Raw genomic sequence first — 17,166 nt, 5'->3', positions numbered from 1 at the left:
TTTGCCGCATGCCCTTCCGGGCACCGCGGGCGTAGCATGGATTTTACAGATCGCCGATCGCATCCCACAGGAGGTGACGATGCCGGCCACAGTCCCGGAGGGCGTACGCCACGAGCCACGGCGCGACCGCCTGATTCATGAGCGCGTACACGACCCCTACGCGTGGCACCGCAAACCGACCGAGCCGACGCGCTGCTCCGAATGCGGCGCCCTGTTCCTGGAAGGACGCTGGCGCTGGGGCCTGCTGTACATCGACGCCGCCCAGGGCGTCTGCCCGGCCTGCCGCCGGGCGGCCGACCACGCCCCGGCCGGGGTGCTGATCCTCACCGGCCGCTTCATCGCCCGCCACAGGGACGAGGTCCTGTTCCTGCTGCACCACCACGAAGGGGTCGAGCGGCAGGAACACCCGATGCACCGCATCCTGGACATCGAGGAGCGCGACGGCGGTCTGGTCGTCACCACCACCGACATCCACACGCCCGCCCGCCTCGGCAAGGCACTGGAACGGTCCCACCACGGGGATCTGGACATCCGTTACGTGGAGGGCCAATATTTCGTGCGTGTCCACTGGCGTTGCGACGCCTGAGGCACGGACGTCGGCCATCGACACCGGCCCCGCTACCGGCTCCGACGAGGGAGATTCGCCATGAGCGACTCCGCGGTCCTGGAGGACAGGACCCTTGAACCGCCCGAACTGAACATCGGGCTCAAGCGGTTGTGCTACATCATCTCCAAGGCCAGGGCGTACGACGCCGGCATGGCGCCGGTCGACGCCGAAGACGAGGACCTCGCGGAGGAGGAGGATCTCGACCGGCCGGAGCCGGGACCCGAAGACCCGACGCTGGCGGAACTGACCGGCGTGCTGGCGACGCTCGACGACGATGAGATCGTCGACGTCATTGCGCTGGCCTGGCTCGGCCGCGGCGACTTCGCGCGCGACGAATGGGCCGAGGCGGTGGAACTGGCCCGCGAACGGCACAACGACCGTTCGGCCGATTACCTGATCGGCATCCCGAACCTGGGCGATTGCCTGGAGGAGGGGTTGGACCAGATCGGCCTGTCCACGGCCGACAACGCGTTCGTCCGCATCTGACGACTGCCCTTTTCACCCCAAGGGAGAGCGCATCATGCAGCTTCCTCTCCAGATTTCGTTCCGCAACATGCACGCTTCCGATGCCCTGGCGTACAAGATCCGCCAGAAGGCCGCGAAACTGGATCGCCTGTGCGGCCGCCTCACCCGCTGCGACGTGGTGGTGGAGGCTCCGCACCACGACCGCCGCAAGGGCCGTCTCTACCATGTGCGCATCGACATGACGGTGCCCGGCGGCGAGCTGGTGGTCCGCGGTGACCAGTGCAACGCGAGCGAGAACGTGCATGTGGCGGTGCGCAACGCCTTCGACGCCGCCCGCCGCCGCCTCGACGATTGGGCGCGCCGGCGCCGCGAAACTTCCGTGCCCGCCGCGCCGATGATGGCGGCGGAATAGGCGCACCGGTTGCTCCCCCGCCCCACGGCGGGGGAGCGCACCGCCATCCGGTGGTGCTGTTTGGGGCAATTGCCCGTTCCCCCGCCCGTTTGCCCTTCCCGACGGCAGCGTTGCGCGCCCGGATCCCCGGCGCGGCGCCCCCGCGGTTCTGGCCCCGTTCTTGCGTAAGCTGAGATCGCCCGAAGGTTGCCAGGCGGCAACCGGGGCATGATGTCGTGTCTCCGGCAGGAAACTGACCCCTCCGCCCCCTTTGCGGAGGGGTCTTTTTGTGTGGTGCGGGCGGTTGAGGCGCCATCCTGCACACAAATGGTGCGAAGCGGCGCAGATGCCTTCGGGATAGGCAGGGAGCGGTGGTCCGGGCGCGGGCCGCCGCCGGCCGGCGGCCGGGCCGCGGCGCTGCCCGGGGCAGGGAATCCGCCGTTTCCCGGCCGTGGCGGGGCGTGGTCCCGGCGCTGGCCCGCCTCTTGCTAGAATAATTGCGGCAGTGCAGCGGCAATGGCGTCGCTGACGACGAATTCGACGGGCGGCACCGGGGTGCCGTGCCGTCGCAGGGTCCGACGACGGGCCCGACCGGACAAAGGCGTCCACGGCAGCCGGGGTTTTCCCGGCCCGCCGCGGACGCCTTTTTTGTTGGCCGCGCCGCCCCGGAGGTTCCGGCCCGACTGGACCCGCCTCTCACGAGGGACCCGAAGCATGACCAAGGAACGTCTCGTCGTCATCGGCAACGGCATGGCCGGCATCCGCACGGTGGAGGAGCTGCTGGCCCGCGCGCCCGACCGCTACGCCATCACCGTCTTCGGGGCGGAGCCGCACCCCAACTACAACCGCATCATGCTCTCGCCGGTGCTGGCCGGGGAGAAGACCTTCGACCAGATCGTGCTCAACGACCGCGCCTGGTACGAGGATCACGGCATCACGCTGCACACGGGCGAGCGGGTGGAGACGGTGGACCGCGCCGCCCGCACCGTCACCGCCGTGTCCGGGCGCTCGGTGGCCTACGACACGCTGCTGATCGCCACGGGTTCCGATCCCTTCATCCTGCCGGTGCCGGGGCGCGACCTGCCGGGCGTCGTCGGCTTCCGCGACCTGGCGGACGTGGAGGCCATGCTGGCGACGGCGAAGCCGGGGGCGCACGCCGTGGTGATCGGCGGCGGCCTGCTCGGCCTGGAAGCGGCCAACGGCCTGCGCGTGCACGGCATGGAGGTCACCGTCGTCCACCTCATGGCGACGCTGATGGAGCGCCAGCTCGACGAGGCCGCCGGCTGGCTGCTGCAGCGGGAACTGGAGGGACGCGGCATCCGCGTCCTCACCGGTGCCACGACCGAGGCGATCCTGGGCAGTGACGGCGTGCGCGCGGTGAAGCTGGCCGACGGGCGGGAGTTGCCGGCCGACCTGGTGGTGATGGCCGTGGGCATCCGCCCCAACACGGCGCTTGGCCGGGCGGCGGGGCTGACGGTCAACCGCGGCATCGTCGTCGACGACGGCATGGTCACCTCAGACCCCGCCGTGTTCGCGGTGGGGGAATGCGTGGAGCACCGCGGCCAGACCTACGGGCTGGTGGCGCCCCTGTGGGACATGGCCAGGGTGTGCGCCGACCGGCTGGCCGGGGTGGCGGGCAGCGCCTACACCGGCACCGTCACCGCCACGCGGCTGAAGGTGACGGGGGTGGAGGTGTTCTCCGCCGGTACCTTCTCCGCCGAAGGGACGGAGGACATCGTGCTGCGCGACGCCGCCCGCGGCGTCTACAAGCGCGTGGTGCTGAAGGACGACCGGGTGGTGGGCGCCGTCCTCTACGGCGACACGGCCGACGGCTCCCGGTTCTTCCAGCTCATGAAGGACGGGGAGGACGTGGCGGCCGTCCGCGACAGCCTCATTTTCGGGCAGGGGGCCGGGGCCGGTGCCCGGGACCCTTTCGCGGCGGTCGCCGCGCTGCCTGACACGGCGGAGATCTGCGGCTGCAACGGGGTGTGCAAGGGCACCATCGTCACCGCCATCCGCGAAAAGGGCTGCGCCTCGGTGGACGACGTCCGCACCCACACCAAGGCGTCGGCGTCGTGCGGCACCTGCACGGGGCTGGTGGAATCGCTGCTGGCCCTGACGCTGGGCGACGGCTACGTGGCCGAGACCGGCGCCAAGCCCATGTGCAAGTGCACCCACCACACCCACGACGACGTGCGCCGCCTGATCGTGGCCCGGGGGCTGAAGTCGATCCCCGAGGTCATGCAGACGCTGGAATGGACGACGCCGGAGGGATGCGCCTCGTGCCGCCCGGCGCTCAACTACTACCTGCTGTGCGCCTGGCCGGGGGAATATGCGGACGACGGCCAGTCCCGCTTCGTGAACGAGCGGGTGCACGCCAACATCCAGAAGGACGGCACCTTCTCGGTGGTGCCGCGCATGTGGGGCGGCCTGACCAACCCGCGGGAGCTGCGGGCCATCGCCGACGTGGCGGACAAGTTCGCCATCCCCACCATCAAGGTGACCGGCGGCCAGCGCATCGACCTTCTGGGTGCGAAGAAGGAGGACCTGCCGGCCATCTGGGCCGACCTGAACGCCGCCGGCATGGTGTCGGGCCACGCCTACGGCAAGGCGCTGCGCACCGTGAAGACCTGCGTCGGGTCCGAATGGTGCCGCTTCGGCACGCAGGCGTCCATGGCCATGGGCGTCAAGCTGGAGCAGATGACCTGGGGCACCTGGACACCGCACAAGTTCAAGATGGCGGTGTCCGGCTGCCCGCGCAATTGCGCGGAGGCGACCATCAAGGATCTGGGCGTCATCGCCGTCGACAGCGGCTGGGAGATCCACGTGGGCGGCAACGGCGGCATCAAGGTCCGCGTCACCGACCTGCTGTGCAAGGTGGAGACGGAGGAGGAACTGCTGGAATACACCGGCGCTTTCCTCCAGCTCTACCGCGAGGAGGCGCGCTATCTGGAGCGCACCGCGCCGTGGATCGAACGCGTGGGCATCGACCATGTGCGCGACCGCCTGTTCGACGCCGCGAGCCGCAAGTCCCTGCACGCCCGCTTCCTGCACTCGCAGGTCTTCATGCAGGACGACCCGTGGGCGGAGCGTGCGGCCGCGGCCGTGGACGCGCACGAGTTCCGGCCCCTCGCCAACCTCACCCGATACGCCGCCGCCGCGGAGTGACCGCCATGAACGCCATCAACGCCCCCTCCTGGATCGCCGTCGGCCGTGTCGCCGACATCCCCGCCCGCGGTGCCCGCGTCGTCCGGGCGCCCGGCGGCGACATCGCGGTGTTCCGCACCGGCACCGACGAGGTCTTCGCCCTGCGCGACCGCTGTCCCCACGGGGCGGGACCGCTGTCCAACGGCATCGTCCACGGCCGCAGCGTCACCTGCCCGCTGCACGGCATGGTCTTCGACCTGGAAAGCGGCCGCACCGCGGGGCCGGACGCCTGCACCGCCACCAGCGTGCCCGTGCGGGTGGTCGACGGCGTCATCCAGATCGCCAACCCCGCCTTCGCGGAGGCGGCCGGTGCCTGACGGGTCCGGCATCCCGCGGGACGGTGGTGCGGGTCGCACCGTCCGCACCACCTGCCCCTATTGCGGCGTGGGCTGCGGCGTGCTCGCCGAGACCGGGCCGGACGGTGCGGTGACGGTGCGCGGCGACCCCGATCATCCCGCCAACCGCGGCCGGCTGTGCTCCAAGGGTGCCGCCCTGGCGGAGACGGTGGGGACGCAGGGCCGTCTGCTGCACCCGCATCTGGACGGGCGGCCGGTGTCGTGGGACCGCGCCATCGGCACGCTGGCCGCCGCCTTCCGTCACGCCATCGACCACCACGGCCCGGATTCGGTGGCGCTCTACGTCTCCGGCCAGTTGCTGACCGAGGATTATTACGTCGCCAACAAGCTGATGAAGGGCTTCATCGGCACGGCCAACATCGACACCAACTCGCGCCTGTGCATGGCCTCCACGGTGGCCGGCCACAAGCGCGCCTTCGGCAGCGACACGGTGCCCGGCACCTACGGCGATCTGGAGCAGGCGGACCTGGTGGTGCTGGTCGGCTCCAACCTCGCGTGGTGCCACCCGGTGCTGCATCAGCGCCTGCTGGCGGCGCGACGGGAGCGGGGGACGCGCATCGTCGTGGTCGATCCCCGCCGCACCGCCGCCTGCGACGAGGCCGACCTGCACCTGGCGCTTGCCCCCGGCGCCGACGTGGCCCTGTTCAACGGCCTGCTCGCCCACCTGCACGCCGGCGGCCACGGCGACGCCGCCTTCGTCGAGCGGCACACCGACGGGGCGGCGGGGGCCGTGGCCGCCGCGCTGGCCGAGGCGCCGACGCCGGAGCGCGCCGCCGCCCTGTGCGGCCTGGACCCCGCCGCCGTGCGCCGCTTCTACGACCTGTTCGCGGCGACGGAGCGGGTGGTCACCGTGTTCTCCCAGGGCGTCAACCAGTCGGCGCGCGGCACCGACAAGGTCAACGCCATCCTCAACGCCCATCTCTACACCGGGCGGATCGGCCGGCCGGGCATGGGGCCGTTCTCGGTGACCGGCCAGCCCAACGCCATGGGCGGGCGGGAGGTCGGCGGGCTGGCCAACCAGCTTGCCGCCCACATGGGGTTCTCGGCGACCGAGGTGGACCGGGTGCGCCGCTTCTGGAACGCCCCGCGCATGGCGGTGCGGGAGGGGCTGAAGGCCGTCGACCTGTTCCGCGCGGTGGAGGACGGGCGCATCCGGGCCCTGTGGATCATGGCGACCAACCCCGCGGTCAGCGTCCCCGACGCCGGCCGGCTGCGCGCCGCCCTGTCGCGCTGCGACTTCGTCGCCGTCTCCGACGGTTTCGCCGACACCGACACGGCCCGGCTGGCCCATCTGACGCTGCCCGCCGCCCTGTGGGGGGAGAAGGACGGGACCGTCACCAACTCCGACCGCACCATCGCGCGCCAGCGCCCGTTCCTGCCGCTGCCCGGCGCGGCGCGGCCGGACTGGTGGATCGTCTCGGCCCTGGGGCGCGCGCTGGGGTGGGCGGACGCCTTCGCCTACGACCGCCCGGCCACCATCTTCCGGGAACACGCGGCCCTCTCCGCCTTCGAGAACGGCGGCAGCCGCGACTTCGACATCGGGGCCCTGGCCGGGCTGGACGACGCGGCCTACGACGCTCTCACCTCCGCCCCCTGGCCGATGCGCGCGGGGGAGGCGCCGACCCGCCGCCTGTTCGCCGACGGCGGATTCTTCACGCCCGACCGCCGGGCGCGGCTGCTGCCGGTGACCGGCCGGCCGCCGGCCCGCGCCCGCAGCGCCGACTTCCCGCTGTGGCTCAACAGCGGCCGCACCCGCGACCACTGGCACACCATGACCCGCACCGGCCGGTCGCCGCGCCTGTCGGCCCACACGCCGGAGCCCTGCGTCGACCTGCACCCCGCGGACGCCGCGCGGGCCGGCGTCACGGACGGCGCCGTGGTGCGCATCGTCACCGCCACCGGGACCGCCCTGGCCCGCGCCGCGCTGAAGGACGGGCAGCGGCCGGGCGAAGCCTTCCTGCCCATGCACTGGACGGACCGCTTCACCGGCGCGTGCGTGGCGGGCACGCTCATCGACGCCGTCGCCGACCCCGTCTCCGGCCAGCCGGAGCTGAAGGCGATGCCGGCGCGGGTGGAGCCGGTGACGCTGCGCTGGGCCGGCTGCCTGCTGTCGCGCGAACCGGTGGAGCCGCGGCACGCCGGCTACTGGGCCCGCCACGCCGTGCCCGGCGGCCACGTCCTGGCGCTGGCCGGGGAGGACGCCCCGCCCGACGCCGGCGCGCTGGCCGACCTGTTTCCCGGCTTGTCCCCGGCCGGTGCCGACACGGTGGATTACGAGGATCGCCGCCGCGGCGTGCTGCGCCGCGCCTGGATCGCCGATGACCGCCTGGCCGCCTGCCTGTTCCTGGCGGCTGACGGCGCCCTGCCGTCGCGCGACCGGCTGCTGCGCCTGCTGGCCGGGGAGCCGCTGGACGCCGCCGCCCGCCTGGCGGTGCTCTCCGGCCGCTCGTCCGAGCCGGCGGCGGCGGAGGGCCGCATCGTCTGCTCCTGCTTCCGTGTCGGGCTCGACCGCCTGACCGCGGCGGTGCGCGACGGCGGCCTGACCAGCGTGGAGGCAATCGGGCGGGCGCTCAACGCCGGCACGAACTGCGGCTCGTGCGTGCCGGAACTGCGCGAGATCCTGGCGGCGGTTCGGGAGGGGGCGGCGGCGTGAGGGCGGCGGGGCGTCGGGAGGGGAGGCCATCGGATCAGGCCCCATTGCCGGCGTTGCAGGCTCCCCTCAATCCTGCGGCGTCGGCCCCCGGCGGCCTTGCTTGACCTCGGCCCGTTTGGCTTTGCCCTCCAGGCGCCGCTGCTTGGAACCGAACGTCGGCTTGGTCGGGCGGCGGGTTTTCGGGACGACGGTGGCGTCGCGGATCAGGTCGATCAGCCGTTCCCGAACGTCCTCGCGGTTTCGCATCTGCGACCGGTAGGTGTCGCCGACGAGGATCAGGACTCCCTCCGAGGTCATGCGGGAGCCGGCCAGACGGACGAGTCTGGCCTTCACGTCCGGGGGAATGTTGGGGGACGCCGCCACGTCGAAGCGGAGCTGAACCGCCGAGGATGTCTTGTTGACGTGCTGGCCGCCGGGACCGGAGGCGCGCACGAACTCCTCCTGAAGCTCGCTCTCGTCAACGGATATGCGGTGCGTGATGCGGATCATGACGGTGACACCCTAAATCGGATCGCACCAAACCGATACCGGTTTGATGCGATCCGGAGGGCGTCAGCGCCGGGTGCCGAAGGACATGGCCGGAACGGTCAGCACCGCCTCGCGGCGGCGCGGCGTCACCGCCGCCGCCAGGGCGCCGAACAGGCGGCCGACAGTCGCGCGGATGTAGCGGGCGCGTTCCCGGTTGGCCTCGTGCATGATGGCGCGGAGTTCTTCGGGGGACGGGTAGACGCCGAATTCGGGATGCGTGATCACATGGACCTCCTCTTGGGTTCGAGAAGGCGCCCCTCCCGGGGGTCTTTCTTATTGCGTTGCAGCAATCCTAGGCCGGGGGCGGCGCAGGGGCAAGCGGCGGGGCCGCGATAGGGCAGCATGGCTGCCATGAAGGTGGGGCAGCATGGCTGTCATAACCGGATGCCTGCTTGCTTCCCTTCACCGCCGTCCTGCGTTTTCGCCCAGCAGCGCAGCACCTCCGCCACGCTCCAGGCCTGGGCGATGCAGCCGCGCGGGGTGAATGGGGGGTCTGCATCGAAGACCTCGCTGATGGTGCCGACGCCGGCCTCGTCCAGATGGGGCAGGAAGCCTTCCAGAAACCGGCGGGCGCCGGCCGTGTCGTCGGGGTGCAGCTTCAGCCAGGCATCGACGAAGGGGCCGATCAGCCAGCCCCACACGGTGCCCTGGTGATAGGCGGCGTCGCGGGCGCGCAGGTCGCCGTAATAGCGCGGCTTGTAGTCGGGGTGCCCCGCCGCGAGCGAGCGCAGGCCGACCGGGGTCAGCAGCCGCTCCCGCACCGTATCCACCACCGGCTCCCAGCGGTGGCGGTCGAGCACGGGGTGGTCGAGGGACACGGCGAAGATCTGGTTGGGGCGGCAGGCGGGGTCGTCGCCGTCCTCGCCGTCCACCACGTCGTAGAGGTGGCCGGCCTCCTCGTTCCAGAAGCGGCGGTTGAAGGCGCTGCGGGCCCGCTCCGCCAGCTCGCGGTAGGGAGCGGCGGCGCCCGGCCCCTCCTCCTCCTCCAGCCAGTCGGCGGTGAGGCGCAGGGCGTTGTACCAAAGGGCGTTGATCTCCACCGCCTTGCCCCGCCGCGGCGTGACCACCCAGTCGTCGACCTTCGCATCCATCCAGGTGAGCTGGTAGCCGGCCTCGCCCTGGCGCAGCAGCCCGTCGCCGGGATCCACCCCGATACCGAAGCGGGTGCCGCGGCGGTGCGCCTCGATCACCTCCACCAGCTTGGGCAGGATGATCTGCAAGGTGGCGCGGTCACCGGTGGCGCGGACGTAGCGGTGCAGCGCGTGGAAGAACCAAAGGGTAGCGTCGGCGGTGTGGTACAGCCCGTCGTCCCGGCCGTCGGGGAACATGTTGGGAATCAGTCCGTCGCGGATGTAATGGGCGAAGGTGCGCAGAATCCACCCCGCTTCCACCGGCCGCCCGGTGGCCAGCGTCAGCCCCTCCAGGCTGATCATGGTGTCGCGGCCCCAGTCGGTGAACCAATGGTAGCCGGCGATCACGGTGCGCACCTCGTCCCCCTCGGCCCGCGCCCGCATCATGTCGGCGACCCGTCCCGTCGGCACGAACACGAAGCTGTCGGCCGCCAGCACCAGTTCCGCCATGGCACCGTTGCGCAGGGCGGGGTGGGCCTGGCGGACGAGGCGGCGGCGGCGCTCCACCTCGAAGCGCAGGACGTCGGCGGGCGGCAACGCGTCCACCCGGCGCCATTCCTCGGCCGAGGCGATGAAGGTCAGCACCTGCCCCTGGTGGACCTGGCCGCTGAAGAAGCCCGGCGTCCACAGGGCCCCGCGGGAGTCGTAGCCGCGTTCCGCCTCCACGGGATAGACCGCGTCGCGGCGGTCGCCGCCGTCGAGGGTCAGCGGCAGGTCGGCCCCCCGGATGGACAGGCGCAGCACCGGCAGGTCGGGGCCGGCCGACACCTCGTAGCGGCACCCCTCGGCGCCCAGCCGGTAGGTGCGCGACAGCGGCCGGTCCACCGCCGCCTCGATCTGGCGGAAGGCCAGGAAGGGGCGGAGCTGCAACGTCACCGGCGCCGGCGCGCGCAGCACGCGGTAGGTGACGTGGACGATGTTCTGGCGGTGGGGCAGGACGATCTGCTTTTCCACCACCACCCCATCCGTCTCGTAGCGCCACACCGGCAGCCCGGCCTCCAGGCGGAACTGCACGAGGTTGCCGATGCCGCCGCGCTCGCCGCCGAAGGGCGCCGGCTCGTCACAGCCCAGCGGGTGCACGGTGCCGTCCGGCAGGATCAGGCGGTCGCCGAGCTGGCTCAGCATCACCACGCGGCCGAACGGGGCCGGCAACGCCGCCGCCAGCAGGCCGTGGTAGCGCCGCGTCACCGCACCGCTCACCGTGCCCGATGCGAAGCCGCCCAGCCCGTTGGTCACCAGCCACTCGCGCGTCACCGCGGCGTCCGATGTCAGGTCCCGGTCGTCGCGGTTCAGGGTGCGGACGATTTCAGCCATGCTCTCCTTCCGGCGCTTGGTCGTCAAAGGGGCGGGCGGCCAGCAGCACCGCGGCGTGCCCGGGCAGCGTCCAGCTTCCGGCGCCTTCGGCCACCGGCGGGATGCCGTCGCCGCCGTAGGCCACGTCCTCGCTGGTCCACAGGTCCGCCCAGCGATGCCCCGCCGGGGGTGCGAGCAGGGGTTCGGGCATGGGCACCAGCGGCAGGTCGTGGCCCATGTTGACCAACAGCAGCCGGTCGTCTCCGTCCCCGCCGAACCAGCGCAGGACGAACGCCTCGTCGCCCAGCACCGCCCCGTCCAGCCCGCCGGCGCGGGGGTTGCGCAGCACCGGGTCCTCGCGGCGCAGGCGCAACAGCTCCCGGTGCATCTCCCACACCGGCCGGTTGCGCTCCCGCTCCCCGTGGTCGAGCTTGCAACGGGTGAAGGTCTCCTCCTCGTGGGGCGGCGCCAGGTGCCGCTGCATGGCCGGGGTGTTCAGGCTGGGAAACTGCCGCAGGAACGCGGCGCGCCCCTCGGCCACCCGGGCCGCCAGCTCCGGCGTGTGGTCGGCGACGTACAGGAAGGGGGCGGACGCCGCGAACTCCTGCCCCTGGAACAGCATGGGCGTGCCGGGGCCCAGCAGCAGCACCGCCGTCATCGCCCGCCAGCAGCCGGGCGCCGCCAGGGTGTGGCCGCGCCGCCCGTTGCCGGAATTGGCGACTTGGTCATGGTTCTGCAGGAAGGTGACGAACGCCGACGGCGGCACGCCGAAGGCCGGGGTGCCCCGTGGCTGCTTCTGCCATTGGTACCATTGGCCCTGGTAGAGGAACCCGTGCTTCATGGCCGACACGAATTCCTGCGGGGTGCCGCGGTGATCACAGTAGTAGGCCTCGTTCCGCCCCGTCAGGGCCACCATGGCGGAGTGGTGGAAGTCGTCGTTCCACAGCGCATCCAGCCCGCAGCCGCCGGCGTCGAGCGGCCGGACGAGGCCCGTGTCCTGCGGTTCGTTCTCGCCGATCACGATGGTGACCCGGCCCCGCGCCGCGCGTGCCACGGCGCGGCGCAGCTCCGCCAGGATGTGCGGCGTCGAGGCGTCGAACATCTGCTGCGTGGCGTCCAGCCGCAGCCCGTCCAGGTGGAACTCGTCGATCCAATAGGCGGCGTTGGCCAGGAAGAAGGCGCGCACCGGACCGCTGCCGGGGCCGTCGAGGTTGATGGCGTCGCCCCATTCGTTGTCGTAGCGGTCGGTGGTGTAGGTGTCCGAGAACTGGCCGAGATAATTCCCGTCCGGCCCGAAGTGGTTGTAGACCACGTCCAGGATCACGGCGATGCCCAGCGCGTGGGCACGGTCGACGAAGCGGCGCATGGCGTCGGGCGGGCCATACAGCCGCGTCGGTGCGAACAGATTGACGCCGTCATAGCCCCAGCCGAAGCGTCCGGGAAAATCGGCGACCGGCATCAGTTCCACCACGGTGATGCCCAGTTCGGCCAGGTGCGGCAATTCGCGCTCCGCCGCTTCCCAGGTGCCCTCGGGGGTGAAGGTGCCGACGTGCAGTTCGTAGATCACCGCCTCGTCGATGGAACGGCCGAGCCAGGTGTCGTCGGTCCAGGCGAATCGGCGGGGATCGACGACCTGCGACGGGCCGTGCGGCCCTTCCGGCTGGAAGCGGGATGCGGGATCGGGCAGCAGGGTGTCGCCGCCGTCCAGACGGAATCGGTACAGGCTGCCGACGGGAAACCCGTCGAGCAGCCCGGTGAAATAACCGTCCGTTTCGGCGTCCAGGGGCAGGGCGCGGCCTTCCGGCTCTGCGACGACGGCGACTCGCTGCGCCGCGGGGGCCCATACGCGCACGCTCAGACGGTCACCCGGCAGGGCTTCGGCGCCCACGGGATAGAGGCGTGTCACCGCGCCGGCCTGCGGATGCTCCTCGATGCCGGCGGCACGAAGGGCGGCGGACTCTTCGCCGGGACTGGTCACGCAAGGGCACCTCGACAGGGGACGGCCATCCGTCCGGTGCCCCCGACAACAGCGCAGCCCGCCCCTTGCTCCCGCGGCCCGCCGGCCGCCGTATCACATCCCCGCGGCGAAGCGTGCGGCCTGCACCCGGTTCTGCACCCCCAACTTGCGGAAGACGTGGCAGAGGTGCGACTTGATCGTCACCTCGCTGACGTTCAGCCGGCGGGCGATCAGCTTGTTCGATAGCCCCTCCCGCAGCAGGTCGAGGATCTCGCGCTCGCGGGTCGTCAGGTTCCGTTCCGGACCGTCGTTCTCGGCCATGGACGCGCGATCCTCCTCGATCAGCGCGGCGGGCACGTAGCGCTCGCCGGCGATGATCAGGCGCAGGGCCGATACCATGGCCTGCGCGCTGAGGCGTTTGGGGATGAAGCCCGACACGCCCTGGGCCAGGGTGGTGAGGATGGTCCGGCGGTCGGTGACCGAGGACAGGACGGCGATCGGGAGGGTCGGGAACCGTTCCCGGATCATCCGGATGCCGGCGGGTCCGTCCATACCCGGCATCCGCATGTCGAGCAGCAGGAGGCGGATGTCGGACACGCTCGACAACACTTCGAGCACCTCGCCGAACGTTCCTGCTTCATACACGTCAACATTCTTTCCCAGCTCAAGCAGGAAAGGTCGGAGCCCGTCGCGAACCATCACATGGTCGTCGGCAATCAACAGACGCATAGTCTTCTCCGTCCGGCGCATGTCATTCTTTGTGAGTACTGGAATACTCACACCTGTCCGGTTGGACGTCAACAATTTTATCATTATATCTTTTGCGCAACTTTGGAACGGATGGCCTGTGGTGACGTTTCCGTTGATCCATCGCTTACGCAGGACCAGGGCAGCGTGACGGCGAAGCAACTCCCCCTGCCGACCTGCGAGCGCACGCGAATGCCGAAGCCCAGGAGGTCGGCCGTCCGCCGGACGATGCACAGGCCGAGCCCCAGCCGCCCGTCGCCGGCCGCCGCACCGGACCCGCGGCGGAACTCGTCGAAGATCGCCTCGATCTCATCGGCGGGGATACCGGGGCCGGTGTCCCACACCTCGATCCGCAGCGCGTCCTCACCGTGGCGGCAGCCGACCAGCACCCGTCCCGACCGCGTGTGGCGGACGGCGTTGGTGATCAGGTTGAGGATGATGCGCGACAGCAGGACCGGGTCGTTGTGCACCCACAGGGATGTTCGGACCAGGCGCAGTCCGATGCCTTTGTCAGCGACCTCGCCGGCGTACAGGGCGCACACCCGCTCCAGGATCGGCGCCAGGGGCACGCACTGCGGCACCGGCGTGAGCCGGCCGGATTCCAGCACCGATGCGTGGACGAGCTGGTCCAGCATGTCCTGCTGCAGCCGGGCGATCTCCTGCATGCACGCGAAGCGGGCGCGCATCGCCGGATCGACGGACTCGCGCACACCCGCTTCGACCCGGAACAGCAGGGCCCGCACGGGCTGGGACAGATCGTGGGTGACGGAGGCCAGCAGGCGGGATTTGGCGGCGCTTGCCGCTTCCGCCCGGCAGCGTGCCTGCCGGTGTTCGCGCGCCACGGCTTCCAGCTCCGCGTTCGCCCGGCGCAGGGCGGCGGCGATCCGGCGTTCACGCTCCACCGCCTGCCGCGCCAGGATGCACAGGCCGACGATGGCCGCGACGGCGAGAAGGGCCGGGACGCCGCCGGGCATCGCCGGCCATGGCGGGATGACCGGCGTGCCCGCGGGACGCTCCGTCACCGCGCTCAACACCGCCCACCCGCCGGCGAGAACCAGGCACGCGACGACGAGGATCACCCCCGCGGCGCGCTCCGGACGATACCCTGTCGTGGTCGCTGATTCCCGCATGTGGCGTTCGCCGTGGCCGTCCCGGCCGGCGGGTGCCGGCCGTTGAATATGGATGTATGTTGATCGCTAGAATAACGGGATATGCAGGCAGCGTCGATAGCGCGTTGCGGCACTGTGGAAAGCCCATACCATCCTATGGGATGAGGCGCATTGCCCCCGGAATCCGTATCGTGCTCACGATGGATCGCTTTAAATATCAATGGTTGTCGGTGATTTTTCCGCGCGCCGCCGGGCTGCCGAATACTCGGCGGATGCCTTGTCGCGTCCATTTGCCGCAGGGTCGGATGCCGGTGACCGTGATTGAATCGGTCACCGGCCCGCAGCAATATTACTCGTAGTCGGCCCAGGTCGTGCCCTTGTTCCGATCGTACGACAACGAAATCTTGCTGACCGTGCAGAGGTCGAACTTTTCCCACTCCGCTTCCTCGCTGTCGTCGAACACGACCTTGAGGTCCCAATGGCACGACTTCGTGCCGCGGGAGAAGGTGATGTGGACCGTCTCACCGTTGGACAGCACGTCACGGCCGAGGACGTCCTCTTCCCAGTCGTTGGAGGCGCTGGGGCTGACGTAAACCTCACTGATGGTGTAGCCGGTACGGTTGACCAGGGAGAAATCCTGCTTGCCCTGGGCCAGCGCACCGACGGGGGCGGCGAGCGTCAGCGACATCAGGGTGGCCGCTGCCAGGGACGTCAGCATTTTCATAGAGAGGAACTCCGTTCGGGTGGTTGCATCGCCGGACGGAGGGCGGCCGCCCCCCGGTACCGGGCGGCCCATGGTGCATCGGATAACCACCGATACGCCAGAGGATCTATGCAATGGGGAGAGGTCAGCGCGGCAGCAGGTTGGCGATGGCGCGGGCCACCGCGATCCATTCCTCGCCGGGTTCGGCGTCGCGCAGGGCGACCAGCGGCGGCCAGACGCCCAGCCGGCTGCCGCGGCGCTGGCGGATCAGACGGTCTACCTCGTCGGGGGTCGGCAGCCGGTCGCCCTTGCGCCGGTTGCAGCGGCCGTGGGCCAGCACGACGTTGGCCGGCTCGTCGGCGCCGCCGTAGGCGCGGGGAATGAGATGGTCGAAGGTGGCCTTTGCGCCCACGGACTCGCCGCAATAGAAGCAGCGGCCGCCCTGCGCCACGTCCATCAGCAGCGCGTCGTCGCGGCTGACGGCCATGGCGCGCTCACTCCGCCCGTTCGACGGAGCCCCAGAGGTCGTGCTCGTCGGCGTGCTCGATGGTGACGTCCACGATGTCGCCCGGCTTAACCCCGGTCTCGCCGTTCAGGAAGACGCAGCCGTCCACCTCGGGCGCGTCGGCGTAGGAACGGCCGATGGCGCCGTCCCCGTCCACCTCGTCGATGAGCACGCCCAGCGTCCAGCCGACCTTGCGCTTCAGCCGCTCGGCGCTGATGGCGGTCTGGGTTTCCATCAGGCGCTGATGGCGTTCCCGCTTGACCTCCTCGGGCACCGCGCCCGGCAGCTCGTTGGCCCGGGCCCCGGCCACCGGCTCGTAGGGGAAGCAGCCGACGCGGTCGAGCTGCGCCTCCTTCAGCCATTCCAGAAGGAACGCGAAGTCCTCCTCCGTCTCGCCGGGGAAGCCGACGATGAAGGTGGAGCGCAGGGCGAGATGCTCGCAGTCGCGGCGCCAGGCGCGGATGCGGTCCAGCGTCTTTTCCTGGGCCGCCGGCCGGCGCATGGCCTTCAGGACGGTGGGCGAGGCGTGCTGGAAGGGAATGTCCAGGTAGGGCAGGATGCGGCCCTCCGCCATCAGGCCGATGACTTCGTCCACATGCGGGTACGGATAGACGTAGTGGAGCCGCACCCACAGATCGAAGTTGGCCAGCTCCCGGCACAGGTCGATGAAGCGGCTGCGCACCGTGCGGTCGTACCACGGCCGCTCCGCGTACTTCAGGTCGAGTCCGTAGGCGCTGGTGTCCTGGGAGATCACCAGCAGCTCCTTCACGCCGCCGACCGCCAGCTTTTCCGCCTCGCGCAGCACCTTGTCGACGGGGCGGCTGACCAGGTCGCCGCGCAGGTCGGGGATGATGCAGAAGGAGCAGCGGTTGTTGCAGCCCTCCGAAATCTTCAGATAGGCGTAGTGGCGCGGTGTCAGGCGGATGCCCTGGGGCGGCACCAGATCGACGTAGGGATCGTGGGCCGGCGGCACCGCCTCGTGCACGGCGGCCACCACCGCCTCGTACTGGTGCGGGCCGGTGACCGCCAGCACGCCCGGATGCTCCGCCCGTATGGCGCCCGCGTCGCCGCCCATGCAGCCGGTGACGATGACCCGGCCGTTCTCCTTCAGCGCCTCGCCGATGGCGTCCAGGGACTCGCGCTTGGCGCTGTCGAGGAAGCCGCAGGTGTTGACGATGACCGCGTCGGCACCGTCGTAGGAGGGGGAGATCTCGTATCCCTCTGCGCGCAGGCGCGTCAGGATGCGCTCCGAATCGACGAGGGCCTTGGGGCAGCCGAGGCTGACGATGCCGACCCTGGGGGCGGCGCGGGTGACGGTGCGGGGATCGGGCGTGGTCATGGCGCGCATATATAGGTGACCGGGTCCGCGGCGCCAGCCGAAAGTCTGCGGACGTGCCCCGCGCGGCGCCCGGCGCCGTGCTGGACAGGTCGGGATGCCGCTGTTAACATACTATTTATATTAGTGTGCTAACATTTTCGCCTGCCGACCGGAAGCGGGCGCGAAGGGGCAAAAAG

The 17,166-nt window shown here is 70.9% G+C and carries 16 protein-coding genes; 7 read left to right on the top strand and 9 right to left on the bottom strand.

Going from position 1 to position 17,166, the window contains the following annotated elements; translation table 11 throughout:
* Positions 1 to 79 precede the first annotated feature (79 nt).
* The 6 genes from G472_RS0107335 (at position 80) to G472_RS0107310 (ending at position 7,679) form a co-directional block, all read left to right on the top strand.
* On the top strand, positions 80 to 586 hold the full coding sequence (locus G472_RS0107335) for a BCAM0308 family protein (RefSeq protein WP_035691456.1): 507 nt from the start codon (positions 80 to 82) through the stop codon (positions 584 to 586).
* Positions 587 to 646: 60 nt separating this feature from the next.
* Positions 647 to 1,093, top strand: a complete 447-nt coding sequence (locus G472_RS0107330; RefSeq protein WP_051340537.1) for a DUF3775 domain-containing protein — start codon at positions 647 to 649, stop codon at positions 1,091 to 1,093.
* A 34-nt stretch (positions 1,094 to 1,127) separates the two neighbouring features.
* A complete protein-coding gene (locus G472_RS31795) occupies positions 1,128 to 1,484 on the top strand; it encodes an HPF/RaiA family ribosome-associated protein (protein WP_051340536.1) in 357 nt (118 codons plus the stop codon).
* A gap of 693 nt (positions 1,485 to 2,177) precedes the next feature.
* The gene (gene nirB, locus G472_RS0107320; RefSeq protein WP_029007858.1) at positions 2,178 to 4,631 is read left to right on the top strand and encodes a nitrite reductase large subunit NirB; all 2,454 of its coding nucleotides are present in this window, start codon (positions 2,178 to 2,180) and stop codon (positions 4,629 to 4,631) included.
* A gap of 5 nt (positions 4,632 to 4,636) precedes the next feature.
* Positions 4,637 to 4,987 carry a nitrite reductase small subunit NirD gene (gene nirD, locus G472_RS0107315; RefSeq protein ID WP_029007857.1) on the top strand — a complete coding sequence of 117 codons (351 nt, stop codon included), beginning with the start codon at positions 4,637 to 4,639 and terminating at the stop codon, positions 4,985 to 4,987.
* Positions 4,980 to 7,679, top strand: coding sequence for a nitrate reductase (locus tag G472_RS0107310; protein WP_084536505.1), 2,700 nt, complete (start codon positions 4,980 to 4,982; stop codon positions 7,677 to 7,679). The genes nirD and G472_RS0107310 overlap by 8 nt, the downstream gene beginning before the upstream one ends.
* A gap of 66 nt (positions 7,680 to 7,745) precedes the next feature.
* Here G472_RS0107310 and arfB read toward each other — a convergent pair whose 3' ends face one another.
* From arfB to G472_RS31790, 6 genes are all read right to left on the bottom strand, one after another.
* Positions 7,746 to 8,168, bottom strand: a complete 423-nt coding sequence (gene arfB, locus G472_RS0107305; RefSeq protein WP_029007855.1) for an alternative ribosome rescue aminoacyl-tRNA hydrolase ArfB — start codon at positions 8,166 to 8,168, stop codon at positions 7,746 to 7,748.
* A gap of 63 nt (positions 8,169 to 8,231) precedes the next feature.
* The gene (locus G472_RS0107300; protein WP_029007854.1) at positions 8,232 to 8,432 is read right to left on the bottom strand and encodes a hypothetical protein; all 201 of its coding nucleotides are present in this window, start codon (positions 8,430 to 8,432) and stop codon (positions 8,232 to 8,234) included.
* Between the two features lie 149 nt (positions 8,433 to 8,581).
* A complete protein-coding gene (locus G472_RS0107295) occupies positions 8,582 to 10,651 on the bottom strand; it encodes an amylo-alpha-1,6-glucosidase (RefSeq protein ID WP_029007853.1) in 2,070 nt (689 codons plus the stop codon).
* Positions 10,644 to 12,608: a malto-oligosyltrehalose trehalohydrolase gene (treZ, locus tag G472_RS0107290; protein WP_245593414.1), complete on the bottom strand. Its 1,965-nt coding sequence runs from the start codon at positions 12,606 to 12,608 to the stop codon at positions 10,644 to 10,646. The genes G472_RS0107295 and treZ overlap by 8 nt, the downstream gene beginning before the upstream one ends.
* A gap of 93 nt (positions 12,609 to 12,701) precedes the next feature.
* On the bottom strand, positions 12,702 to 13,316 hold the full coding sequence (locus G472_RS0107285) for a LuxR C-terminal-related transcriptional regulator (protein ID WP_029007851.1): 615 nt from the start codon (positions 13,314 to 13,316) through the stop codon (positions 12,702 to 12,704).
* Positions 13,317 to 13,399: 83 nt separating this feature from the next.
* Positions 13,400 to 14,413, bottom strand: coding sequence for a sensor histidine kinase (locus G472_RS31790; protein WP_051340535.1), 1,014 nt, complete (start codon positions 14,411 to 14,413; stop codon positions 13,400 to 13,402).
* Between the two features lie 221 nt (positions 14,414 to 14,634).
* On the opposite strand from G472_RS31790, the gene G472_RS38740 reads away from it, so the two are divergent.
* Positions 14,635 to 14,802, top strand: coding sequence for a hypothetical protein (locus G472_RS38740; protein WP_156927029.1), 168 nt, complete (start codon positions 14,635 to 14,637; stop codon positions 14,800 to 14,802).
* Here G472_RS38740 and G472_RS0107275 read toward each other — a convergent pair.
* The 3 genes from G472_RS0107275 to rimO all read right to left on the bottom strand — a co-directional run bounded on the left by G472_RS0107275 (position 14,793) and on the right by rimO (position 16,999).
* Positions 14,793 to 15,167: a hypothetical protein gene (locus tag G472_RS0107275; RefSeq protein WP_245593413.1), complete on the bottom strand. Its 375-nt coding sequence runs from the start codon at positions 15,165 to 15,167 to the stop codon at positions 14,793 to 14,795. The two genes, G472_RS38740 and G472_RS0107275, sit on opposite strands and share 10 nt — an antisense overlap.
* Before the next feature lie 124 nt (positions 15,168 to 15,291).
* Entirely contained in the window at positions 15,292 to 15,633 is a 342-nt protein-coding gene (locus G472_RS0107270; RefSeq protein ID WP_029007849.1) for an HNH endonuclease, read from the bottom strand.
* 7 nt (positions 15,634 to 15,640) lie between these two features.
* Positions 15,641 to 16,999, bottom strand: coding sequence for a 30S ribosomal protein S12 methylthiotransferase RimO (rimO, locus tag G472_RS0107265; RefSeq protein ID WP_029007848.1), 1,359 nt, complete (start codon positions 16,997 to 16,999; stop codon positions 15,641 to 15,643).
* Positions 17,000 to 17,166 lie beyond the last annotated feature (167 nt).

It is taken from the genome of Azospirillum halopraeferens DSM 3675 (assembly GCF_000429625.1).
Classification (GTDB): domain Bacteria; phylum Pseudomonadota; class Alphaproteobacteria; order Azospirillales; family Azospirillaceae; genus Azospirillum; species Azospirillum halopraeferens.
Note: the sequence above shows the minus strand (reverse complement) of the source record. Positions and strands in the feature narration are given on the sequence as shown.